We start from the raw sequence: 24871 nt of genomic DNA, 5'->3' as shown, positions 1-24871 counted from the left end.
TCTACACGCCTGATTATGATTCCGCACAGCATTCCCGCCAGTGCGGCATGGCGACGTGTCTGCATTTTAATGCGGGGGACTTTGCAAATATTCAGCCGATGACAATTTAAAAGCATCATTTGAACAGCAAGGTCGCCTCAGTAGCGACCTTTTTTATTGCCCTATTTTTTTAAATCTAAAAAAACACACCGTTGCTATTGCAACAATAACAGGAGATTTCTCATGTCACAGTTTCAGCAAAAGAATTTTATACAGACCACACAGGTACAACCGACTGTAGTCCCTGCCAACCCTCGCCTTGCTACAGTCGGTCAATTCATTGCTGTGGTGCTGATCTGGTCATTGACCCCATTGGCAGCCGTCTGGACAGTGCATGAAATTCATTGGGCGTGGGGCTTGTTTCTACGATTCAGCATTGCCATTCCTCTGGCCTTGATCTGTCTGTTTTATTTTCGTCTAAAACTCATCATCAATAAAAAATCCCTGATGAGTTATGCCGCAGGTGCACTGGGCTTGTTTGGTTCAATGACTTTTTGCTATATCGGCGCAACCCGAATTTCATCTGGCATGATCTCGATTATTTTTGGTACCGCCCCATTATGGTCAGGCTTGATTGCGGTGTTTATCTTAAAACGTGAACATTTTTTAAAACGCCAATGGTATGGACTGAGTCTTGCCATATTCGGTTTAGCGCTCACGATGGGAATTGGCGCTGATCATATTCAGATGGATATGCTGGGCGTTGGCTATGTGATGCTGGCCGTATTTCTTTATGTCATTTCAATGTTTGCCGTGGCGAAAGTTGGTGCTGACATCCATCCAATCATTCAGACCACAGGTTCAACCTTGGTGTCATGGTTGGGCTATGTGTGCCTGTTGCCCTTTTTTATGAATGAGATGCCAACGCAATTGCCGAGTTTACAGGCAAGTCTAGCTATACTTTATAGTGCGTTTTTTTCTTCCATACTCGCGATGATTTTTTATTTTCACCTCATCCAGAAGTTGAATCCAACCACAGTGATGCTGATCACGATCCTTACCCCTGTATTGGCCACTTTTTGGGGTGTATTTTTTAACCATGAACCCCTTAGCTCACACTTGATTATGGGTTTAATTTTCCTATGCTTAGGCCTGTCTTTATATGCCTATCGCAACAAAGCCCGTGTGTTGTAACGATTAAAACTGATAGGTCAGCCAAAATGATCTATCAGTGGATGGTATCCATTGATGAGCCACAGTAAACTATAGCCACTCACATTGTGAGCTCCCAAAGATTTGCTCAAGGATGAAAAAATCGATGCGTACCTACCTTTTATGGCTATGGTTTGGCTTAGTTCTGACATTACAGGGTTGTATGCATGCCGCCGTTCAACCTATCCCTACCCAACTCAAGACCAGTGAATTAAAACAGCGCTATTATCAGGCAAAAACCATCGCTCCCGATGGCACGATACTGGCTTTTACTGTTTATCAGCCACATTTAAAGGTCGGGCAAACTGCGCCTTTGTTATTGCATACGCATGGTTTTGGCTTGTCCCGTATGAAACGTCCTAGCCTGAGCCTGTATGGTTTTCTGCTACCGACTGGACAAGTGGCAAAAACAGCCTGGCAAAATGGTTATTGGGTGATTAGTTATGACCAGCGTGGGCATGGCAACAGTCAGGGTAAAATTCGCCTTGCCGATCCTGAAAAGGAAGCTCAGGACGTGATCAGCATCATGAACTGGGCTGAACAGAATCTTCCTCAATTGGCAAAAAATCAGAAAGGTGTCCGTGCAGGTATGATTGGTGAGTCCTATGCAGGCGGCATACAATATCTGGTTTCCGCTTTAGATCCGCGTCTACAGGCGATTGTACCGATCACAACATGGTATGACATTGTGAATAGCCTTGCCCCGAATGGGATTCCCAAAAGTGACTGGATTACATTCCTCAACCTGATTGGTGACTGGTGGAACTGGAACAAGTTTGATCCTGAATTGAAACAGGCCTATGTCGATACCCAGCAAGGTCAATTAAAGGATTCTACCTATAACTTCCTTAAAACCCATCAGGCTAGCTGGTTTTGTGAACATGCCCAGGCACCAAAAGCAGATGCCCTGATTATTCAGGGATTTCGGGATGTATTGTTTCCATTTAATGAGGGAGTCAAGGCTGCACAATGTATTCAGAATGCACAGCATGAGGTACATTTAATCGGTGTTCAAGGTGGTCATTTACAGCCTTTTGCCCAACATTCACCGTTGGGCAATACACCATTTTGGTATATTGGCAAGTCAGTCAGTTGTGGCAATAAACAACACTATAATTTGCAAGATACGATTATGGCGTGGTTTAACCAGAAACTTAAAGATCAGGCACCTATAACGTTGCCTGAATTATGTATTGATCATAGCCCTGTGAATCATCTGAGTGATTTAACGCCTAGCACACACTACAGCATTGCCAAAACATGGATTACAGCAACAGCGAAACAGGCAGTGTTTATTCCCATTCATAGCGCAACCCAAACCACTTATATGACGGGTTCACCACAGTTGACACTCAACATTGAGCCAAAGTCTGGGCAAATGGATCCAACCCTGTTTATTTCCGTTGCAGTAAAATCAGCCAGGACGGGCAAATACCAGATTCTAAATGAACAGACTACGCCATTGAATCCAGCAAAAAAACGCCTTTATGATCAGGTGATACAGGGTTCATCACAGCAAGATGGAGAGAGTCAAAATATTGAACTTCCAAGTGTCAATGCAAAATTGCATAAAAATGATACCTTGGGTTTATTGATCAATAGTGAAAGTATCTATTATCAAAAAATCAGACAGCCTAAAATCGAGGCAGGGATTTCAGGGCAAATTGTTTTACCCAAACTTTGGAGTGAAACAGCGCAATAATTATTTTTTAAAGAGAAATCTTAGCTCGGGAGTGCAGCTTACCACTCCCGATTGGCAATCAACTCTTCCATTTCAATCTCCAAATATCCCGCCTCCTGCACAATCATCATCATGGCTTCAGCAATATAATCGGCAGCCGTATCATCCAGGCTTGAATCCAGATCATCAAACTGCGGTTTCATTTCATTGATTTCAATCAGGGTTTGATGGGCGAAACGATAAATATCCGACTCAGACACGCCTGAACCCGCTACTTTTTTTGAGAACTGCTGAATATGCTGTTTGACTTCGGCCACCAGAATATCGGGATAATATTCATCGTCAAACATGGGGAGGAGTAAATCTTCAAACATACACAATAAGATGTCAATAAAACGCCATGCTTATAGCATAATCTGCTGCAAATCACGAGATTTAGGCATTAAAAAAGCGGTTTTTCCGACCGCTTTTCATCAATTTAATCTCTAGTCCTTTTTAGCACTGAGATTTTTTGCGATTTTTGCCAATTCAACAAATTCCTCTCGCATTAAATAAGGATCAGGTTTGGCTGACTGCTGCGCCAGTTGAATAATCTGATCCCAGCCCATTGCACCATTATATTCTCCACCTTTTAACTGCTGGGCATAGGAAGCTACCGCAATGGCAAAACGGGTATCGTTACTGGCTTGGGATAAAGATTTATGACCTGCTGGCACAGGCTGATTCAATAAAATACTTTTGTCCTGATTCGGTAATTTATAACGCACATTGACAAAGGCATATTCCGAGGTATTTCCTGCATTGGTTTTTGTCGGGGTTTGGTAGCGTGAATCATTGAGCCAGCCTTGCTGCCCGACTGGAATGATCTCATAAATGGCAGTGACATTATGCCCCGCCCCAATATCACCTGCATCAACCTTGTCGTTATTAAAATCTTCCTGTTTCAGCATCCGATTTTCATAGCCAACCAAACGGTATTCTTTTACAGTCGCTGGATTAAACTCGACCTGAATCTTGACATCCTGCGCCACTGTCGCAAGTGTGGATGAAAGCTGACGCTGCACCACTTTTTTGGCTTCATTCTTATTGTCGATATAGCTGTAATTACCATCGCCTGCATCGGCAAGCTGCTCCATCAGTTGCTCATTATAGTTGCCTGTTCCAAAACCCAGTGTAGTGAGCGAAATACCACTTTTTCGTTTTTCCGCCACCATGCCTTTTAGGGTGCTAAAATCGGTGATCCCGACATTAAAGTCACCATCCGTTGCCAGTAAAATTCGATTGATGCCATTTTTCAGCATGGCTTTTTCAGCCTGTTGATAGGCCAGTTGAATCGCCTGCTCACCTGCGGTTGCACCACTCGCCTGCAAAGCATCAATCACACGTAGAATCTTGTCCTTTTGATCACCCGAAGTGGGTTCCAAAACCAGTTTTTCACCACTGGCATAGGTAATGATGGTGACTTTGTCCTGAGCACGTAATTGCTCAGTCAATAAACGTAGAGTTTGCTTAACCAAGGGCAATTTATCTGGGGCATCCATACTGCCTGAGACATCGACAAGGAAAACCAGATTGGCTGGTGGTAACTGTTTAGTTGCCAAGTCTTTGGCTTGAATACCAATTTTGATTAACTTGGCATTTTCTTTCCAAGGTGAATCAACAGTTTCAGTCGTGACCGAGAATGGATGAATACTATTTGGCTGTGGATATTGATAATCAAAATAATTGATCATTTCCTCAGCACGAACTGCATCAACTGGCGGTAAACGTCCATCATTCAGGAAACGGCGAGTATTGCTATAACTGCCTGTATCGACATCAATGCTAAAGGTTGAAACTGCCTGATCTGCAACCCGATGTACAGGATTCACATCATTTTTCTGATATTTTTCGGTGTCTTGCTCTAAACGCTGGCGTTCCATTGCAGGTGCGGGCATGGCTGCAATTGCCAATACAGGACGTGGTGCCGCCATCGCTTTCATACTTGCAGACATGGCCTGATCATGGGCTTCCATTGCAATTTGGCGATGCTGTGGTTCAACTGATTGACAGGCGGCAATCATGCTGCCAAGTACGGTTAAAGCAAATATTTTTGCAAAATGATGCATTTTCAATTTCCCCAATTTTATTTATCTTTTCAAATGTATGGCTAGATCAAAATCATTGTATGCAAAAAAAGAAAGATACACCGTATTTGAATGTATCTTGATTTTTGGGATTTCTTTTAATATTTTATAATGATTAAAAAATAATCCTCACTATTCAATCGCATAATTAATGGTAACGACCACACGAGCAATTTTATTAATGGTGGCTTTATCATAAGCTCCACCATAATCACTATCTTCATCCGAACCACTTTCAGGCAAAATGTAGAATGCACCCTGACTGGCTGAACGCATCGTACCCACTTTCGCACCTCCCACCTTGGCAAATTCATTGGCACGGCTATAGGCATTTTTGGTGGCATTGGCAATCAATGACATTTTAATTTCTTCTAAATTAGACACCAGATAATCAGGTTTTTGGGCAATTGCAATGCCCTTTTCATCCAGCAAATACGCATCTTTGGCTGCCTTTTCAATCTTTTGAATATCACGACTGTTGATCACCAAAGACTGCATTGCAATATAGCCTTTAAACTCACGTCGGGTTCGTCCCTCATCCGTCTCCACCTCTTCATAATAAGACTGGGAACTCTTATTGCCCAATTGCATATCAGCGGCTTTAAACCCATGCTCAACAAAGAAATCCTGCAAGGTTTTCATTTGCTGATCAAGTAACTGGTAGGCTTGTGAAATACTGTCTGAAGTATGGCTGGTTTGCAGGTTAATTTCCCAACGGGCCGAATCTGCCTGAATCGGTTTTTCTGCCAATCCCTTGACAGTAATTGAATTACTGCTGTTATTAAATTGCTTCACGGCATAGCCAATCACCGCAGCCGAAACAATAAATCCTAGACTGAGAATGAGTGCAAACACCCACAGGCTTTTATATGTAATTGTTTTATTTTCCATTTTTTAAAATTACTCATCTGATGTATTTATGGAGCAAGCCAATAGAATCTTACGGTTCTATCAATACCCTAAACTATTATTGATTTAACATCATTTTCCAGACGTTAATGGCATCACTGGTCGCTTTGACATCGTGCGCACGGACAATACTGGCACCTTGCTGAATACTCATTAGATGTCCTACAACACTGCCCACCGCACGTTCTTGTGCAGGTACACCATTTAAGGCTTCCCCAATAAAACGCTTACGTGACAAGCCTGACAAGATCGGATAGCCCATCTGGTTCAGCTTCCAGAATTCATTCAATAATTGAAAATTCTGTTGAGCATTTTTAGCAAAACCAAAACCAGGATCAAGGATGATATTGTGTTTTTTGATTCCCATTTCGAATGCCTGATCCAAGCGTTGCTGTAACTCATACATCACATCTTCTGTGACATTTGTATATTGATCAAGCTGGTTCATATTGGTCGGCTCACCACGCATATGCATCAGGATCACAGGAATATTCAACTCAGCAGCCGTTTCCAATGCTTTCGGACGGGTTAAGGCACGAACATCATTCCAGATATGTGCGCCCGCTTTTACAGCAGCACGAATTACTTCTGGCTGACTGGTATCTATTGAAATAACCACATCATATTTTGCCAATGCTTCAACCACAGGAATTACACGCTGAATTTCCTCCTCAAGCTCAACGGGTGACGCATTGGGGCGTGTGGATTCTCCACCAATATCAATGATACTTGCGCCCTCTTCCATCATCTGTAAGGCACGTTGAACTGCCTGTTCTTTATGATGATGCTGTCCACCATCACTAAACGAATCAGGCGTGACATTGAGAATACCCATAATCTGGGGTTGGGATAAATCCAGTGTAAAACGACCACAGTGTAACTGGTGCTGTGGTAAGGACATCAATTGCATAATTTAAATGTTCCAATAGTTAATATTAACTATATTAATCTTAGTTCGACTTAAATATTTCTTTCACTTATTGAAAGATAATCATCTTGACGGAGTCTTGCCGAGTTCTCATCCAGCTTCAGGATAAGCCTGCGGCTGGCCTTACTTTGGTTTTGCCCAAAGTAAGCAAAAGCATTGTCATCCGCAAAACTCGTTACATACCAGCAGCTAGTCTAATAAATCGCAGAAACAATACGCTATTAATGAAGTCCTGCCTCGAACAGTTGCGGATGACGTTTCCGAGTATCATATTTTTGCCGAACTCAGGTTAGTTAATCTTAACAATTTATATAAATCAACAATGTTGATTTATTTTCAGCTTAGCCAAAATAAGGACAAAAAAAGAGTCGCTTTTAGCGACTCTCCATGATTTTAACCATTAGCCCATTGCTGGTAATGGTGGTGGTGTAGATGGACCATCTTTCGGTGGTTCAAATGCAGCCACTGGATTTTCAGGAATATAGACCTTAGGTGGTTGTGGTTCACGACCTTCCATGATGTCACGGATTTGATCACGATCAATCGTTTCCCAATCCATCAGTGCTTTCACCATTGCATGGGCGATATCTTTATTATTTTCCAAGATATTACGTGCAACGGTATATTGCTCATCCAGAATACGACGTACTTCTTCATCTACTTTTTGTTGAGTCGCTTCTGAAATAGTACGACTACCAACATTGCCGAAGAAACCACTCTGATTTTCGTCTTCGTAAACCATGACACCAAGTGCATCTGACATACCATATTTGGTGACCATTGCACGTGCCATTTTGGTTGCACGTTCAAAGTCATTGGATGCACCAGTTGACATGCGGTTGATGAAGATTTCTTCCGCAATACGACCACCAAACAGGATTGAAAGTTCATTCAACATCTTGTCTTTATAATGGCTGGTCTGGTCTTGTTCAGGAAGCTGCCAAGTCACGCCCAATGCCCAACCACGTGGCATAATCGTTACCTTATGCACAGGATCTGTACCTGGTAGGATTTCAGCAACAATCGCATGTCCAGCTTCATGGTAAGCCGTTGCGCGACGCTCTTCTTCACGGATCACCATCGACTTACGCTCAGGACCCATGTAGATCTTGTCTTTTGCATCTTCAAAGTCATGCATGTCAACCGTATTTTTATTACGACGGGCAGCAAACAATGCAGCTTCATTCACCAGATTGGCAAGTTGCGCACCAGAGAAACCAGGCGTACCACGGGCAAGGACCTTAACATCCACACCAGTCACTGAAGGAAGTTTCTTCAAGTGAACATTCAGGATTTGCTCACGACCACGGATGTCTGGCAAACCAACCATCACCTGACGGTCAAAACGACCTGGACGAAGCAAGGCTTTATCAAGCACATCGACACGGTTGGTTGCGGCAATGACGATCACGCCCTCATTACCCTCAAAACCATCCATCTCAACAAGCATCTGGTTCAGGGTTTGTTCACGCTCATCATGCCCCCCCCCTGTACCTGAACCACGGTGACGACCCACCGCATCAATCTCATCAATAAAGATGATACATGGTGCATGGCGTTTTGCTTGTTCAAACATATCACGGACACGTGATGCACCCACACCAACAAACATCTCAACAAAGTCAGAACCAGAGATACTGAAGAAAGGAACCTTGGCTTCACCCGCAATGGCTTTTGCCAATAATGTTTTACCTGTACCTGGAGGCCCCACCATCAATACACCACGAGGAATGGTCGCACCAAGACGTTTAAATTTAGCAGGGTCTTTCAGGAAATCTACAATTTCAACCACTTCCTGTTTTGCTTCGTCACAGCCCGCAACATCAGTAAACGTGACCTTGATCTGGTCTTCAGACAGCATTTTTGCCTTTGACTTGCCAAAGCTCATCGGACCGTTTTTACCACCAGCACCCCCCCCCATATTACGCATGAAGAACATGAACAGCAGGATGATCAGCAATACAGGGAAACTCGCAATGAGAAGTTGCATCAAAATGCCCTGGCGTTGTGGCGCTGTGCCCTCAACCACCACATTTTGTTTGTTCAAGCTTGGTAGCAACTCAGTGTCTTCTACTTGTGGGCGAACCGTCTCAAATGAAGAACCATTGGTTTTCTCACCACTAATATTCAAGCCATCAATGGTGACCTGTTTAATTTGCCCAGCATTCACCGCTGCAACGAAATCTGAATATTTCATCGCTGCAGGCTTATTGCGGTCACTGACGTTGCTAAAAATCAAAATCAGAACACCGAGTATGATGAGCCACAATACGGCATTCTTGAAGTAATCGCTCAAGGCTTTATTCCCATATCAATCTAATTTGATCATACCTAATCTTGGCTGACCTTCACAAAAACAGCAATGAATTTGCGTTGCAAAAAACTTAAAAGGTACAAAATGCACAATTTTTAACATCTTGGCAAGTACACTTTTTATTGCAATGCCTTTTTACGACCCTGTCCAATCAAAAAAACCTCTTTTGACCGAGCGCGTGACGCCGCAGGTTTGGCTGTTTTTAATACATCAAAACCATCAACCACCTGTTTTCTAAACTCATCAAATCCTGAACCCTGGAACACCTTAACCACAAACTGTCCATTTGGTCCCAAAACTTTCTGAGCAAAATCCAGTGCCAACTCACACAAATAAATTTGGCGTGGCTGGTCGACAGCCCTATTACCTGATGTATTGGGGGCCATATCAGAAATTACAATGTCTACCTGACGACCATTTAAAATATTTAACAATTTTTCGAAGACTTCCTCTTCCCTAAAATCACCCTGTAAAAAGGTCACATCTGGAAGCGCATCCATTGGCAGGATATCGGATGCAATCACCAAACCATTGGCACCGACCAGCTTACCTGCGATCTGTGACCAGCTACCAGGCGCCGCGCCCAAATCGACAACCGTCATGCCAGGTTTAATCAGTTTATATTTTTCTTGGATTTCGAGTAACTTATATGCTGCGCGTGCGCGATACCCCTCTTTCTGCGCCTTTTTAACAAAAGGATCATCAAGATGCTCTCTCATCCACGCACGACTGCTTTTAGACAATTTTTGATTGGTAATGCGTGTCGCCATAACTCACTAAATTTCAAAACACTTCTGATTGGTCATTGTACGTGAAAATTACTCTCATTACAGTACGGATGTAGCGTAATCACACGAACTTTTACAGATTTTTTTCGATCAACATCATTGGTTATTTCAACAGTTTCTTGAATATTTATGATCAGTCTGCCTACTGAATCTATCTTAGGTTTGGGATGCAGGCTATACTAGGTCGTTTTTCAAATCAGGTATTTTTAATGGCGGCTTTATCTATCCATGAACGTAAGCGTTTACGTCAAATTGGTCATGCACTTAACCCAGTTGTAATGGTTGGTAGCCAAGGTCTTACAGAAAACGTCATTGAAGAAACGAATCGTGCGCTAAATGACCATGAACTGATTAAGGTGAAAGTTGCAGGTGAAGACCGTGATGCGCGTGCGGCAGTGATTGACGCCCTTGTTGAGGCGACTGGTGCGGAATCTGTACAGAAAATTGGTAAAATTGTTTTGCTTTATAAAAAGGCAGCCAAACAAAACCAGCATCTTTCCAACCTCGTTCGTTTTGCTCACCTCAGTAATAAGTAAGCAATGGCAAGTTATGAATTGTCGGCTTTTGATCGCTTTAACGCCATTACGGTGGTTGGGGCGATTGAGCAGCAAACACCAGCAACTGTGAATGTTGGTTTCTGGGTGCGTGACCCAAATCAGTTTCTGATTTATCCCGATCAGGTTTCGGCACATCCCCGCCGTGACTTTTTATGGAAACAGACCTGCTTTGAGATTTTTATTGGTGTGAAAGATGAGGATTTCTATCGTGAAATCAATCTCTCCCCCTCTCAGGCATGGCAGGCCTATCAATTTGAAGAATATCGCTTTCCAGAAAATATACCGCCCATAGCTGCCTATGATATTGAGTTGAACCATTTACAACGTACCCACTATGGCTTAAATGTCAGTCTGGATTTGTCCCAGTTTATGCAGCAAAATAAATTGAAATGGGCTGACCTGTATCTTGGTTTAACCGCAGTGTTAAATACCACTCAAGGCATGCATTACTTTGCAATGCAGCATAGCAGCCCTCAGGCCGATTTCCATAACAAACGGGATTGGCTGCATCAGTTTTAAATTTTTTAATAAGTCTAAAAAACAAAAAAGCGAGAACTCAATTCTCGCTTTTTTATTGGCAAGCGATGACTTAGCTTGCACGCACCTTGTTCCAAGCTTCAACTGCTTGTTCTTTGGTACGTTTAAAGCTCTCAGTCAAAGTGTCTTTGTGTTTTACGGAAATCTGGCTAATGTCATCTTTCAGTTCTTTGCTGACTTTGCTTAAGTCTTCAACCAAAGCGTTTAACTCAGTTTTCAAGGCATTCTTAAATTCAACCAAGTCTTCTTGAGACAAGTTAAACTGGGCCTTGATCACTTCAATACGCTGTAAAATGTCTTGCTTGATTTGTGCAAACTGATTTTGAACAGCATCATTGAGTTCTTTTGCTTCAGCTTCAATTTTTTCCTGTGTTTCAGCAATGACTTCTTTCGCCTGTTCCTGAGTCTCAGCAATCACCTCTTTCGCTTTTGCTGTCTGCTCTGCAACCACTTCTTTCACTTCAGCGGTTTTTTCAGCAACGACTTCTTTCGCCTTTGCCGTTTTCTCAGCAACAGCCTCTTTTACCTCAGCCGTTTTTTCTGCTACAACTTCTTTTGCCTTCGCAGTTTTTGCCACGACTGTTCCTTTCACTTCTTCAGTTACAGTTGTTGCAGTTTGATTTTCAGCCATTTTGATTCCCCTCTATATTGATTGTTGCTTTTTTGGCTATATATAAGATAAAGCCCTTTCTACCTAAAGCCCTAAAAAATTGTTAGACAATTTGCATAATATCTCATGATATATTTATAAGAATGACTGATTTTGCAATAGACACCTGTCCATTTAAACTTATAAAAGAAAAACACCAATTCCTGACTTTAATAGACAAAACACATAGACTTTTCACCTACTCATGCGTATAATGCGCTGTTAAGTTACAAGCGAGCAGACCAGAAGGAGGGCATGTTTTTTTAAGACAGCCTGCCTTTTTTTATGTCTACTCGCTTTTTTACAGCCCTATTTTTGTGGTTTTAGTTCAGGAGCTTTGGTTTGAGCACCCCCGCCATTTTAGCCCTCGCAGATGGAACGGTCTTTAAAGGAACGTCTATCGGTGCATCGGGTAGTACGACTGGTGAAGTCGTTTTTAATACCGCCATGACTGGTTATCAGGAAATTTTGACTGATCCAAGTTACGCACAACAACTTGTGACGCTGACTTATCCTCATATTGGAAATACTGGCTGTAATAGTGAAGACGTTGAATCAGGTCGCATCCATAAGGTATGGGCGAATGGTTTGATTATTCGTGATCTCCCTTTATTACACAGCAACTTCCGTTCTGAACAATCGCTGAGCGAATATCTGGAACAACACAATGTTGTTGCCATCGCTGATATTGATACACGTAAATTGACCCGTATCTTACGTGACAAGGGCGCGCAAAATGGCTGTATCCTTGCTGGCGAAAATATTACAGAAGAAGAAGCCATTGCAAAAGCGCGTGCATTCGGCGGCTTAAATGGTTTAGACCTCGCAAAAGAATGCTGTGATCCTGAAGGTTTTGAATGGACCGAGGGTTCCTGGGCTTTAGGTCAGGGCTTTACCCAACCTGAATTAAAATATCATGTTGTGGCATACGATTATGGTGTCAAAACCAACATCTTACGTATGCTGACAGACCGTGGTTGTAAATTGACTGTTGTTCCTGCACAAACCCCTGCTGAAAAAGTGCTTGCCTTGAATCCAGATGGCGTATTCCTGTCAAATGGTCCTGGTGATCCAGCGGCATGTGACTATGCGATTGCAGCGGTGAAAACCCTTGTTGAAACCACAAACCTGCCAGTATTTGGCATTTGTTTGGGTCACCAGATTTTGGCACTCGCTTCTGGTGCAAAGACCATGAAAATGAATCATGGACATCATGGTGCGAACCATCCTGTACAAAACCTTGAGAATGGTACAGTGATGATCACCTCACAAAACCACGGCTTTGCTGTCGATGAAAGCACTTTACCTACAAACTTAAAGGTGACACACCGTTCACTGTTTGATGGTACAAACCAAGGTATTCATCGTACTGACAAACCAGCATTCAGCTTCCAGGGTCACCCTGAAGCCAGCCCTGGTCCACATGACTGTGCGCAATTGTTCGATCATTTCATCGAACTGATTGAAGCAGCTAAGAAGTAATTAAGGAGCGAATAATGCCTAAACGTACGGATATTAAAAGCATCTTAATTATTGGTGCTGGCCCTATTGTCATTGGTCAGGCGTGTGAGTTTGACTACTCAGGTGCGCAAGCATGTAAAGCGCTTCGTGAAGAAGGCTACCGTGTTATTTTGGTCAACTCGAATCCAGCGACCATCATGACTGACCCTTCAATGGCGGATGCAACCTATATCGAGCCAATCACTTGGCAGACGGTTGCACAGATCATTGAAAAAGAGCGTCCAGATGCGGTTCTCCCAACCATGGGCGGTCAAACAGCATTAAACTGCGCACTTGCACTCGATGCCAACGGTATTTTAGAAAAATACAATGTTGAATTGATTGGTGCATCTAAAGAAGCGATTGAAAAAGCAGAAGATCGTAAACTGTTTGATATCGCAATGCGTAAGATCGGTCTGGAATGTCCACGTGCTGATGTTGCTGAAAGCATGGAACATGCGCTGGAAATCCAGTCCCGTTTCGGTTTTCCAGTGATCATCCGTCCATCATTCACCATGGGTGGTTCTGGTGGCGGTATCGCATACAATAAAGAAGAATTTATTGAAATCTGTGAACGTGGTTTTGATCTTTCGCCAACCAAACAATTATTGATTGATGAATCTTTGATTGGCTGGAAAGAGTACGAGATGGAAGTTGTTCGTGACAAAAACGACAACTGTATCATCGTCTGTGCGATTGAAAACTTCGACCCAATGGGTGTACACACAGGTGACTCTATCACGGTTGCCCCTGCACAAACATTGACCGACAAAGAATACCAGATCATGCGTAATGCATCGGTTGCGGTTCTTCGTGAAATCGGTGTGGAAACAGGTGGTTCGAACGTTCAGTTCGGTATCAACCCGAAAGATGGCCGTATGGTCGTAATCGAGATGAACCCACGTGTTTCTCGTTCATCTGCACTTGCATCCAAGGCAACAGGTTTCCCAATTGCCAAAATCGCTGCGAAACTTGCGGTGGGTTATACCCTTGATGAATTGAAAAATGACATCACAGGTGGCATTACCCCTGCATCTTTTGAGCCATCCATTGACTATGTTGTAACGAAAATCCCTCGTTTTAACTTCGAGAAATTCCCACAAGCTGAGCCTGTATTAACAACTCAGATGAAATCTGTGGGTGAAGTCATGGCAATTGGTCGTAACTTCCAGGAATCGGTTCAAAAAGCACTTCGTGGTCTAGAAGTGGGTGTAAGTGGCTTTGATGAAAAAGTTGAAGCGGGTACAGCCAATGCCAAAGACATTATCTTAAAAGAACTTAAAGTGCCAGGTCCAGAGCGTATCTGGTATGTGGCAGATGCATTCCGCCACGGTTTCTCTTTAGATGACGTATTTGAAGCAACCAAGATTGACCGCTGGTTCCTGATCCAGATCGAAGACATCGTAAAAACTGAAAATCAAATCAAAACTTTAGGTTTTGGCGATTTAAATGTCGATAATATTCGTGCGTTTAAACGCAAAGGTTTATCTGACCTGCGTATTGCCGATTTGATGGGCATTTCACAAAAGCAATTCCGTAAGCATCGCTGGAACTTGGGTGTATATCCAGTTTACAAACGTGTTGATACCTGTGCTGCCGAGTTTGAATCTGGTACGGCATATATGTACTCAACTTATGATGAGGAATGTGAAGCAAATCCATCGAACCGTGACAAGATCATGGTGATTGGTGGTGGCCCTAACCGTATTGGTCAAGGCATTGAGTTTGACTACTGCTGTGTACACGCTGCCCTTGCAATGCGTGAAGATGGTTATGAAACCATCATGGTCAACTGTAACCCTGAAACGGTTTCAACTGACTACGACACATCTGACCGTTTGTACTTCGAGCCTGTAACACTTGAAGATGTCCTTGAAATCGTACGTACTGAGAAGCCTAAAGGCGTAATCGTACAATACGGTGGTCAAACTCCTTTGAAATTGGCGCGTGCCTTGGAAGAAGCAGGCACACCAATTATTGGAACTTCACCTGATGCGATTGACCGTGCAGAAGACCGTGAACGTTTCCAGCAAATGATTCAACGTCTACAGCTTCGCCAACCAAACAACAGTATTGTAAAATCTGCTGAAGAAGGTATTTCAGAAGCGGCTAAAGTGGGCTATCCACTGGTTGTCCGCCCATCTTATGTATTGGGTGGCCGTGCAATGGAAATCGTGTATAACGAAGATGAGTTAAAACGTTATCTTCGTGAAGCAGTTCAGGCATCGAATGAAGCCCCTGTCCTGCTGGATCGTTTCCTTGACGATGCAACTGAAGTTGACGTTGACTGCGTATCTGACGGTAAAGACGTGGTAATCGGCGGTATCATGCAGCACATTGAACAAGCAGGGATTCACTCTGGTGACTCAGCATGTTCAATTCCACCGTACTCACTTTCACAGGAAGTTCAGGACGAAATGCGCCGTCAGACTGTTGCCATGGCAAAAGAGCTTGGCGTTGTCGGCTTGATGAACGTTCAGTTTGCTGTAAAGGGTGATGATATTTACATCCTTGAAGTGAACCCACGTGCATCCCGTACTGTACCTTTCGTATCGAAATGTATTGGTGAGTCTTTGGCGAAAGTGGCTGCACGCTGTATGGCGGGCCAATCCCTTGAGTCACAAGGTTTCACCAAGGAAATCATTCCGACTCACTTTGCAGTGAAAGAAGCGGTGTTCCCGTTTGCTAAATTCCAGGGTGTTGACCCAATGCTTGGGCCTGAGATGAAGTCTACAGGTGAAGTGATGGGTGTTGGTACAACATTTGGTGAAGCTTTCTATAAGGCTGTACTTGGCTCAAATGAACGTTTACCAGGCTTGCCGACTGAAGGTGAAGTGAAGCATGCATTCCTGTCAGTTCGTGAATCAGACAAGAAATACATTGCAAACATTGCCAAGCAGTTAATCCAGTATGGCTTTAAACTGGTTGCAACAGGTGGTACCTATCGCGTGCTTAAAGAAGCAGGTTTGGAATGTGAATCTGTGAATAAAGTAACCGAAGGCCGTCCACATATTGTTGACCGCTTGAAAAATGGTGAAATTCATCTTATTGTCAACACCACTGAAGGCAAACAGGCTCAATATGATTCTGCAATGATTCGTCGTGCTGCCCTACAAGGCAAAGTGTACTACACCACGACCATCAATGGCGCAGAGGCAGTTTGCCAAGCATTTGCCGTGAAATTGCCAATGGATGTTTACCGCTTGCAAGATTTACAAACTGTAGGTTAATTCTGTACCGATAAGCCCCGCCACCTTATCGGTGGCGGGCTTTTTCTTTTTTTAATCCTGTATTTTCCCAACCAATTTAGAGGGGACTAAAATGCAACGTTATCCAATGACTCCTGAAGGCAAGGCTGCCTTAGAGAAAGAATTACAACAGTTAAAAACAGTGGACCGCCCTCGCATCACACAAGCGATTGCTGAGGCCCGTGAACACGGTGACCTCAAGGAAAATGCTGAATACCACGCAGCCCGTGAACAGCAGGGTTTCTGTGAAGGCCGTATCCAGGACATCGAAGGAAAGCTTGGCGCTTGTCAGGTGATTGATGTTAAGGAACTTGAGCAAACAGGCCGTGTGGTTTTTGGTGTGACGGTTACCATCGAGAATCTGGATACGGAAGAGCGTAAAACCTATAAGATCGTAGGTGATGACGAAGCAGATTTTAAAATTAATAAAATCTCCGTTAACTCCCCAATCGCCCGTGGCCTGTTAGGCAAAAACGAGGGTGATGAGGCAAAAATTCAGACACCGCAAGGTGAAGTTGAATACGAAATTATCAGTGTGGAATACCTGTAATATTCCTACATAAGCTTAACCCCTCAAATCTGAGGGGTTTTGTTTTTTATATTTTACAAATATCGCTTTAATTATAAAGTCTTATTCCAACCTGCATAACTGCCTGAGTCGCTGAATATCCAGAATATGGATCTGGCTATAATTCCATTCCAGTATGCCCTGCCTTAAAAATGGTTGCAGTTTTTTTGCCAAGGTCTGTCTTGAAATACCAAATAACTCAGCAAAATCCTGTTGCGTCATCCGTAGGTGAATGGAACAGCCATTGTTACTTTCCTTACCATATTGTCTGGCAAGCTGCTCAAGATAATACGCAATATGCTGGGTGGAATTGGCAGTATGGGTATATCTGGACTGTTCAAACAGGCTATACATACGCTGACTGAGGAGTTGTAGAATCTGCCACATTGCCTGTGGCTGCTGTTGTAACTGTTCTAAAAAAATCTGTCCCGACAAGACCGCAATATCGACCTGTCCCACTGCAAAAAAATCATAATTGACAGGTTTGTTCTGCAAAAATGACACCAGATTAAAAGCTGAATAATTGGCTGTATAATTCACTACCTTAAGCTGTCCATTATTCTGTAACCAGCCAACCTGTAAAGAACCATTTAGCAAGACATAGATATCCGCCACCGTCTGCTGATGACTCAGAATCAACTGTCCAGATCGGAAACGGCGAAAAGAGACCTGCTGCAATAGTAATTGTTGGGTATCAGAAGCAAATGCCTTAAAGACATCATCCTGCTCCAGAATCAATTCCAGCCTTTGTCTAGTGTTGGAGACATGACCAATGGCAAGCATATTTATTCAAAAGGGACCTAATATCTACAAAATACTAGGTCCATTGCTTATACAAACAAACGATTATTTTTCACTAATTTTATCCGTTTTTCTGGATTTCCCAAGACAAGACTGCCTTATGACTAAGAAACTTTTTTATAAATCCGTCCCTCATCTTTTCTTAGTTCACTAATATCCTGATTGACCACATTTTTAATGATTTTACTTGGACGACCATCCACGCCAACAGGAATATCACCCTCCAAGGTAACGCGTGAAGCAATTCTCAACTCACTGCCATAGTCATCAATTGCGCGGTGTTGTGTGGCGCGATTATCCCAAATTGCCACATCACCCACCGCCCAGCGCCAACGCACGACATTTTCCCAGCGTACAATATGGTTCTGGAATAAAGTAAACAGCAGACGTGAATCTTCATTGCTCAAGCCACTAAACTGTTTAAAGAAATGCCCCAGCACTAAGGTTTTTTCACCCGTTTCAGGATGTACACGTACCAACGGATGTTCAGTTTCAATTTCAACAGCAGTAGTAAACAGTTTGCGCCCCTCTGACTCTGCCGCTGAAGCTGCCTTATTGGCATAATCATAAACATTGGTATGAACTGCACGCAGGCTTTCTGCCAGCGTTTTCAGTTCTGGTGTCAGGTCTTCATAAGCTGCGGTGGTATTTGCCCAAACGGTATCACCACCAACATCAGGTGCGACCACGTTTTTTAAAATGGTGTATTTCGGATAGTTTGGCAGAAAGGTAATGTCAGTATGCCATGATGAGGCACGCCCATCACGCGAATCAATCGCCAGGGTGTGTTCAGTACCACCCTTGATTGGCACACTTGGATGATTCAGGGGTTCTCCCAACAATCGGGCAAAGGCCTCCTGCCCTAAATCGTCCAGATGCTGCTGTCCACGAAAAAACACCACTTTATAATCCAGCAATGCCTGATTGATTTCGCTTACAACGTCCTGATCTAATGCTACACTGAGTGCCACACCCGAAATTTCCGCACCGATTCTTCCTGTGACAGGTTTTACCTGAATATGGCGATAATCATATTTCGGCTTTTTCTGGCTGGTAATGTCTAACTGGCTCATATCGTTATTTCCTCTATGGAGATAAATTCAAATAAATATTTTTATGAGATAAAATCACCAGCCAAGTATGTTTTAATACAGAGGAAGCAGTCTGTAAAAGAGTTAACACTTTTACGGAATATTAATGCTAAACTTTATCGTTTTTTTCATAACCCTATTCAAACCTGAATCAGGTAAATTTTGTCCCTGCTTTCATTATTTTTGAATCTAGACCTAAAATTTTAATGATCAGCATCCAGCCCTTTCATTTTTCTAATGCTCTATGCCCAACACGATTAACTCTCCTGTCAAACACTGGTGTGAATTCGAATTTATTGCCAAAACAGTGAAGAATCCCAATATTCATATCAAGGGTAATTATTCTTATTATTCAGCCTATTGGGATCAGGGTTTTGAACGTTGCGTGGTGCGTTATCTACATGACAAAGCCTCCACACCAGATAAACCAATTGACCAGCTTTATATTGGCAACTTTGTCTGCTTTGGGGCCGAATGTGTGGTCATGATGGGTGGCAATCAGTTGCATCGACCAGACTGGATTTCAACCTTTCCCTTTGATACACGTAGTTTTTTGCCTGCTGGAGATACCATCATTGGAGATGGTTGCTGGATTGGCAGTCGCGCCATGATTATGCAGGGAGTAAAACTTGGTGAGGGAGCAGTGGTCGCAACAGGTGCTGTGGTTACCCAGGATGTGCCACCCTATGCGATTGTTGCTGGTGTTCCCGCCAAAGTAATGAAGTACCGCTTTTCCCCACAAGATATAGAAAAACTGCTTGCACTCAAACTTTATGATTTAGATGAAAGGCAATTTTTAAAAATACGTGAACTGTTACAAACAGATAATATTGATCATCTAAAGAGTTTTCTTCAAGAAAACTTATAAATGATGAAGATAACTTATTGATATCCTGTACTTCTCATATTCATAGAAATTTCACATAATTTTATTTTAGCCATTTTTCCTAAATACAGATAAGTAAATTCTCTATCCTTATAAAAATACTAGGTTTTATTCTTTCAAGAATAGGGTTACCATAAAAATATAGATCTTATTTTATACAAATATTTATAAACCTGCTGAATCTTAAAATGGAATAATAAGGAGTAGTAAACATGACTTATCAAAAAATCCTCGTTGCGATTGATGACTCAGAAATTTCGGTCAATGTCATTCAGCAAGCTGCACAACTTGCCAAAGCGCTCAACAGTGAAATTACTGTGGTTGAGGTGATGGCATTGGACCCATATTTAGCCGATACCTATGTTCGATTTGGTCAGAGCAATGATTTAATTGAGCGTGTTCGTGGCTATGTCGAAGAAAATCTGGCAAAAGCCGAGCAGAAATTTGAAGAGCTGGGCTTAACGGTTGCCACCCAGGTTCTGGAGGGTTTTTCTGTCCCTCAGGAAATTATTGGGGCTGCACAAAATTTGGGAGCAGACCTGATCATTATGGGTTCACATGGTAGAACAGGTTTTAAAAAATTTATTCTGGGAAGTGTGGCGCAAAAAGTATTGGGTGAAAGCCATGTTCCAGTGTTGATTGTTCGTTAAGTTGTACAATTAACAAACTTGCAAATCAGCATATTGAGATAATAGATCAATTACATATTGAATATCATCATTTTGGTCAAATTTTTCTTTTGAATAATCAAAATTTTTCCATACGATGCGTAAAGGATATTGAATTGGTCTAAAACTTCCATCTAAACAATCCCTCATTGCTGAAAAGTTAGCTCCCATATAACCCAACACACCACAGACTTCTTCACCGATATAACAATATAAATCCAACCTAGATTGAATGTAAAACCCATCCAATATAATTTCTTTGACTTTTTCAGACTCATCATTTTCTAATCTAGTAAGCAAGAAAGCAATATGTAACCAACATGTTTTCTCAAATAGATTTAAATTAAACCAATATTTTTCACCACATTCGTGGTTTAAATATTTAAAAATCAACTCTTTTCTTTTAAAAAAACAATCTAAATCAGAATATTCCTGATCGCTATAAAGTTCTTGTGATTCTTCTTTATCATTATAAATAATAAGATTATTTTCTTTATAAGCAAAATCAAAAGAAAAATATAGGTGATCGCTAATTAACTGATTTCTACTTTCCTGATGACAAATCAGAAAAATACCTAAAAAATCTTGTTTTTTATGTCGAGTTAAGAGTTTCAGCTCCATCATTTCTTGCAAAATAGGTTCAGATAAACAATTTTTAAAAACAATCTGCTCACTATCATAATAACAATCATTAACAGCTAAGGAATAGATCACATGATCTATTTCATTTTCAAAATCATGCTGTACAAACTCAATTTTCATTTGTGTGTTAATCATTATAGATGACTCAATATTAAGGCTGCCAACCAAATTTTTTTAGACTGACTTTACCATTCAGCAAGTAAACACCCTCTGCTTCCAGTAAATCCTGTTGGACATTATTTCCTTTCTCATCCATACGGGTGACACTGATCTTTCCCTGCGAGTTAATCACCCGATACCACGGAATCTGGCTTTCCTTATCTAAATGCTTTAAAACATAACCCACTAAACGCGCATGTTTAGGCAATCCTGCGAGTTTGGCAATTTGTCCATAACTTGCCACTTTCCCATAAGGAATAAGGGCAATCACTTGCAGAATTTGTCGATGTAGTTCATTGGTATCTTGCATAAAAGAAAGCCTAAAATTCTGCTATGATCAATCTGATTGTACAAAATAAGAAATAACAACGAGATAAAACCAGAGGATAAATTATGTTGAATAAGAATATTATTCCTTTTTCTCTTGCCGCCTTACTCTGTATTTCCTGTAGCACTTCAAATAAAAACTATACTGAGCTTGAAAGATACTCCGCTCCCCCACGCCCAGAAGAAAATCTAAACCTACCTGTTGTGCATGTAAGCTTTGTTTTTACAACAAACAATCCAAAGGCGAGAGAATTTGATCATACAGCACAGATGATGAAAGAGATTCAAATCCTGAATCAATATTTTGTTGATGAAAATGATAATAAAATCTTCAGGTTCAAGCCTTATCGCTACTATTCCTATCAGAATTTTAGTAAGCGTCGCTGCGATTTGGCCAATCTTCTTAACCAACCTCAACCCATTGTGACAGATCGCATACCTGCGGCTGTAAAACAATGCTTTCCACGTAGAAAACACAAGGAAGTACTGTTTATTATTTATGATTCCTACACTGAGAAGCTGAAATATAATGACATTACCAGTTGGGGTTTTCGCAATCAGGGACAGCCTTTTATCCTGATTGACTGGGAACGGCTAAATTACCAGACCCAGGCTGCCACTCCACATGAAATGGGCCATGCATTTGGTTTAAAGCATGTCTGCTCTCCCAATGCCACTAAAAAGACTCCGACCAATATCATGAGCAGCTATGACTGTGGTCTGGGAAGTGGCGGTTTAAGGAATCTTGGCTTTAATCGGGAACAATATTCAAAAATTATGGAGAGTTATGGCCTATTGCACTAACTCAACGATAACGATCAGTTCTGTATGGTTAAGACTTGACGATTAGCTTGCCTATATCATTGATCAACCCATAGCGATCAGCCCAGAGAGATCATGCCCTGTCTTATAAAACATATTCCCAAATGATAAAGCCAAGTCCAAAGCCTAGAAATGCGTAAAGTGTGATGATAAAGAATACAAAAGCGGCATTATTTTTCTTTTTTAAAAAACTCATATTCAGCTCCCAAATCTTGTCTAAGCTAGATTTTGGATGAATATACAAAACAAGAATAGACACAAAATACCTTTAAAAAAATATAACAGACCAGTTCAGCCAAACTGATCTGTTATAAAAATTCTGCTTAAAGATAATAAAAATGATGGTTGCCAGATCAGCAAAAATATTATTTTTGAGACCCTATCTCACTCGACTCCTTTGGAAAATACTTCTTTCTTAACCACAGCGAGACAGTCACAAGTGAAATCAATACGGGAACTTCCACCAAAGGTCCGATTACCGTTGTAAACGCAACAGGTGAAACCAAACCAAAAGTGGCAATTGCAACTGCCAAAGCCAGCTCGAAATTATTGCCAGCAGCCGTAAAAGAAATTGCTGTGGTTTTAGAATAGTCATTACCCATCCACCTGCTCATAAAGAAGCTGATGAAAAACATCACTACAAAGTAAATGGTCAGTGGGATTGCGATACGCAGAACATCCAAAGGTAAGATCACCACATCACCACCTTTTAGGCTAAACATTGCCACAATGGTAAATAGAAGTGCAAGCAAACTGAGTGGGCTGATCTTGGGTAGAAAGACATTTTGATACCACTCCAAACCTTTAGCTTTCACGAGAGTAAATCGCGTTATAAAGCCAAGGAAAAATGGAATCCCCAAGTACATCAATACCGCATGGGTAATGGTCCAAAAATCGACATGGATGACTTGCCCTGCAATTCCAAAAAATGGTGGCAAGAATGTCAGGAACAACCATGCGTAGCTACTAAAGAACAGAATCTGGAAAATACTGTTAAATGCCACCAATGCCGCAACATATTGGTTATCACCACAGGCCAAGCCATTCCAGACCAGCACCATGGCAATGCAGCGAGCCAAACCAATCAGGATAAGCCCTGTCATATATTCTGGATAATCATGCAAAAATACGATTGCCAGCACAAACATCAATACAGGTGCAATCAGCCAGTTCTGTACCAGCGATAAAGTTAAGGTTTTCTTATCTTTAAATACTTGTGGCAGAGCGGCATAGTCCACCTTGGCTAGAGGTGGATACATCATTAGAATCAAGCCAATCGCAATTGGAATATTGACAGAATCCACACTCATTTTGTCTAAAGTAATGGAAGCTTGAGGTAAAAACACACTGATTGCAATCCCCACCCCCATCGCAATAAAAATCCATAGCGTCAGGTTACGATCTAAAAATGACAGTCTTTCTTGAGCCATGACATTCTCATTCGATGTTTGAGATTTGATTGATTGCAGCAATCAATTCAGGACGGGTCATATTTGCCGTATCTAATGCAAATAAAGCATCTAAACGGCGATTGATGTGGCCTACTGTTATCTGAAATGCCTGTAACTTTTGCTCTTTTGGTAAATCTAAATGCGATGGATCAGCCAAGCCCCAATGTGCCTTGATCGCTCCACCTAAATAAAGCGGACAAGCTTCCTGCGCTGCTGAATCACAAACGGTGATCACCACATCAGGCTGATATTGTTCACATTCAGCAATGGTTTTGCTCCACAAGCCATCGGTCGAAAGCCCCAGATTCTGTAAAGTTTCAATGGTCAATGGATGTACCTGTCCAGAGGGTTTGCTGCCTGCACTGTACGCTTTCCAGCTTTCAGGTGCGCGACTGTTAAACAGCACTTCAGACAAAATGCTACGACAGCTGTTTCCAGTGCATAAAAAAAGAAGTTTCATGATGGATTACTCACAATAATTTGGGGTATGACATGCTGCTAATGTAGAGAGGGTATTTAAGGGATGAGCAACCAGAATCGTTAAAATGTCATGGCACCACGCTGGCAACTGTGGATTGATGCTGTAATACACCCATTGGCTTTGTCGCCTATCCTGCAACAATCCCGAAGCACGTAACAAGGCAAGATGCCTTGAAATTTTGGGTTGGCTTAACTGTAATTTTTCAGTGAGATCACAGACACACAGCTCCTTATTTTCAGCAACTAAAGTCACAATGTTAAGACGGGTCTCATCTGACAAGCATTTAAAGAAAGCCACCTGATCCATATTCACTCCCATTTATTTGGATATATAGATAAGCATATATATAAGATAAACCACTAAATTTTTTGATCGCCACTTTTGTATGAATGGTCAATCTTTTAATAAATAGACGTATTGTATAAATACTAGATTCGATCCATTTACATCTTTATATACGTTTTAACACATATATGCAATTTCATATATTGATTTATTTCCTATCAATGACAACTTTCTTGATCTATTCATGCAGATAATTCATGAC

Annotated in this window: 25 protein-coding genes; 10 read left to right on the top strand and 15 right to left on the bottom strand. The window is 41.8% G+C overall.

Annotated features, from left to right (window positions below):
• Positions 1-222 precede the first annotated feature (222 nt).
• Together QTA56_RS07770 and QTA56_RS07765 are read left to right on the top strand one after the other, a co-directional pair.
• Positions 223-1173 (top strand): DMT family transporter, encoded by a 951-nt coding sequence (locus QTA56_RS07770; protein ID WP_267980358.1) that lies wholly within the window; start codon positions 223-225, stop codon positions 1171-1173.
• 124 nt (positions 1174-1297) lie between these two features.
• Positions 1298-2893, top strand: coding sequence for an alpha/beta hydrolase family protein (locus tag QTA56_RS07765; protein WP_267980357.1), 1596 nt, complete (start codon positions 1298-1300; stop codon positions 2891-2893).
• Positions 2894-2931: 38 nt separating this feature from the next.
• Here the strand turns inward: QTA56_RS07765 and QTA56_RS07760 are convergent, their stop codons facing one another.
• From QTA56_RS07760 to rlmE, 6 genes are all read right to left on the bottom strand, one after another.
• A complete protein-coding gene (locus QTA56_RS07760) occupies positions 2932-3246 on the bottom strand; it encodes a DUF5713 family protein (protein WP_004676667.1) in 315 nt (104 codons plus the stop codon).
• A 111-nt stretch (positions 3247-3357) separates the two neighbouring features.
• Entirely contained in the window at positions 3358-4980 is a 1623-nt protein-coding gene (locus QTA56_RS07755; protein WP_267980356.1) for a vWA domain-containing protein, read from the bottom strand.
• A 150-nt stretch (positions 4981-5130) separates the two neighbouring features.
• The gene (locus QTA56_RS07750; protein WP_267980355.1) at positions 5131-5889 is read right to left on the bottom strand and encodes an SIMPL domain-containing protein; all 759 of its coding nucleotides are present in this window, start codon (positions 5887-5889) and stop codon (positions 5131-5133) included.
• Between the two features lie 76 nt (positions 5890-5965).
• Entirely contained in the window at positions 5966-6817 is an 852-nt protein-coding gene (gene folP / locus QTA56_RS07745; protein WP_267980354.1) for a dihydropteroate synthase, read from the bottom strand.
• Between the two features lie 418 nt (positions 6818-7235).
• Positions 7236-9131, bottom strand: a complete 1896-nt coding sequence (gene ftsH, locus QTA56_RS07740) for an ATP-dependent zinc metalloprotease FtsH (RefSeq protein WP_249570579.1) — start codon at positions 9129-9131, stop codon at positions 7236-7238.
• Positions 9132-9268: 137 nt separating this feature from the next.
• Positions 9269-9919 (bottom strand): 23S rRNA (uridine(2552)-2'-O)-methyltransferase RlmE, encoded by a 651-nt coding sequence (rlmE, locus tag QTA56_RS07735; protein WP_004676658.1) that lies wholly within the window; start codon positions 9917-9919, stop codon positions 9269-9271.
• Between the two features lie 227 nt (positions 9920-10146).
• Between rlmE and yhbY the strand changes: the two genes are divergently transcribed.
• Positions 10147-10473, top strand: a complete 327-nt coding sequence (gene yhbY, locus QTA56_RS07730; RefSeq protein ID WP_034423105.1) for a ribosome assembly RNA-binding protein YhbY — start codon at positions 10147-10149, stop codon at positions 10471-10473.
• 3 nt (positions 10474-10476) lie between these two features.
• The gene (locus QTA56_RS07725; protein WP_267980353.1) at positions 10477-11013 is read left to right on the top strand and encodes a DOMON-like domain-containing protein; all 537 of its coding nucleotides are present in this window, start codon (positions 10477-10479) and stop codon (positions 11011-11013) included.
• Between the two features lie 70 nt (positions 11014-11083).
• On the opposite strand, the gene QTA56_RS07720 is transcribed toward QTA56_RS07725, so the two are convergent.
• Positions 11084-11662, bottom strand: coding sequence for a hypothetical protein (locus tag QTA56_RS07720; protein ID WP_267980352.1), 579 nt, complete (start codon positions 11660-11662; stop codon positions 11084-11086).
• Positions 11663-12022: 360 nt separating this feature from the next.
• On the opposite strand from QTA56_RS07720, the gene carA reads away from it, so the two are divergent.
• From carA to greA, 3 genes are all read left to right on the top strand, one after another.
• Positions 12023-13162 (top strand): glutamine-hydrolyzing carbamoyl-phosphate synthase small subunit, encoded by a 1140-nt coding sequence (carA, locus tag QTA56_RS07715; protein WP_267980351.1) that lies wholly within the window; start codon positions 12023-12025, stop codon positions 13160-13162.
• 14 nt (positions 13163-13176) lie between these two features.
• Positions 13177-16410, top strand: coding sequence for a carbamoyl-phosphate synthase large subunit (gene carB, locus QTA56_RS07710; protein ID WP_267980350.1), 3234 nt, complete (start codon positions 13177-13179; stop codon positions 16408-16410).
• Between the two features lie 91 nt (positions 16411-16501).
• Entirely contained in the window at positions 16502-16978 is a 477-nt protein-coding gene (gene greA, locus QTA56_RS07705; RefSeq protein ID WP_267980349.1) for a transcription elongation factor GreA, read from the top strand.
• 81 nt (positions 16979-17059) lie between these two features.
• Here the strand turns inward: greA and QTA56_RS07700 are convergent, their stop codons facing one another.
• Positions 17060-17779, bottom strand: a complete 720-nt coding sequence (locus QTA56_RS07700; RefSeq protein ID WP_267980348.1) for a Crp/Fnr family transcriptional regulator — start codon at positions 17777-17779, stop codon at positions 17060-17062.
• Positions 17780-17901: 122 nt separating this feature from the next.
• A complete protein-coding gene (locus QTA56_RS07695; protein WP_267980347.1) occupies positions 17902-18870 on the bottom strand; it encodes a TauD/TfdA dioxygenase family protein in 969 nt (322 codons plus the stop codon).
• Between the two features lie 262 nt (positions 18871-19132).
• Between QTA56_RS07695 and QTA56_RS07690 the strand changes: the two genes are divergently transcribed.
• Together QTA56_RS07690 and QTA56_RS07685 are read left to right on the top strand one after the other, a co-directional pair.
• Positions 19133-19756, top strand: coding sequence for a CatB-related O-acetyltransferase (locus QTA56_RS07690; RefSeq protein ID WP_267980346.1), 624 nt, complete (start codon positions 19133-19135; stop codon positions 19754-19756).
• Between the two features lie 230 nt (positions 19757-19986).
• Entirely contained in the window at positions 19987-20424 is a 438-nt protein-coding gene (locus tag QTA56_RS07685; RefSeq protein WP_267980345.1) for a universal stress protein, read from the top strand.
• Between the two features lie 9 nt (positions 20425-20433).
• Here QTA56_RS07685 and QTA56_RS07680 read toward each other — a convergent pair whose 3' ends face one another.
• Both QTA56_RS07680 and QTA56_RS07675 read right to left on the bottom strand, forming a co-directional pair.
• A complete protein-coding gene (locus tag QTA56_RS07680) occupies positions 20434-21204 on the bottom strand; it encodes a barstar family protein (protein WP_267980344.1) in 771 nt (256 codons plus the stop codon).
• A gap of 31 nt (positions 21205-21235) precedes the next feature.
• On the bottom strand, positions 21236-21553 hold the full coding sequence (locus tag QTA56_RS07675) for an MGMT family protein (RefSeq protein WP_267980343.1): 318 nt from the start codon (positions 21551-21553) through the stop codon (positions 21236-21238).
• 83 nt (positions 21554-21636) lie between these two features.
• Between QTA56_RS07675 and QTA56_RS07670 the strand changes: the two genes are divergently transcribed.
• On the top strand, positions 21637-22374 hold the full coding sequence (locus QTA56_RS07670) for a metalloprotease (RefSeq protein ID WP_267980342.1): 738 nt from the start codon (positions 21637-21639) through the stop codon (positions 22372-22374).
• A gap of 103 nt (positions 22375-22477) precedes the next feature.
• Here QTA56_RS07670 and QTA56_RS07665 read toward each other — a convergent pair whose 3' ends face one another.
• From QTA56_RS07665 to QTA56_RS07650, 4 genes are all read right to left on the bottom strand, one after another.
• Positions 22478-22588 (bottom strand): hypothetical protein, encoded by a 111-nt coding sequence (locus QTA56_RS07665; RefSeq protein ID WP_004799650.1) that lies wholly within the window; start codon positions 22586-22588, stop codon positions 22478-22480.
• A 169-nt stretch (positions 22589-22757) separates the two neighbouring features.
• Entirely contained in the window at positions 22758-23822 is a 1065-nt protein-coding gene (gene arsB, locus QTA56_RS07660; RefSeq protein ID WP_267980341.1) for an ACR3 family arsenite efflux transporter, read from the bottom strand.
• A 7-nt stretch (positions 23823-23829) separates the two neighbouring features.
• Positions 23830-24303, bottom strand: a complete 474-nt coding sequence (locus QTA56_RS07655; RefSeq protein WP_267980340.1) for an arsenate reductase ArsC — start codon at positions 24301-24303, stop codon at positions 23830-23832.
• 6 nt (positions 24304-24309) lie between these two features.
• Positions 24310-24630 (bottom strand): metalloregulator ArsR/SmtB family transcription factor, encoded by a 321-nt coding sequence (locus QTA56_RS07650; protein WP_267980339.1) that lies wholly within the window; start codon positions 24628-24630, stop codon positions 24310-24312.
• Between the last annotated feature and the right edge of the window lie 241 nt (positions 24631-24871).

Origin of the sequence: Acinetobacter thutiue (genome assembly GCF_030385805.1) — a bacterium.
GTDB lineage: Bacteria > Pseudomonadota > Gammaproteobacteria > Pseudomonadales > Moraxellaceae > Acinetobacter > Acinetobacter corruptisaponis.
This window is presented reverse-complemented; position numbering and strand designations above follow the sequence as displayed.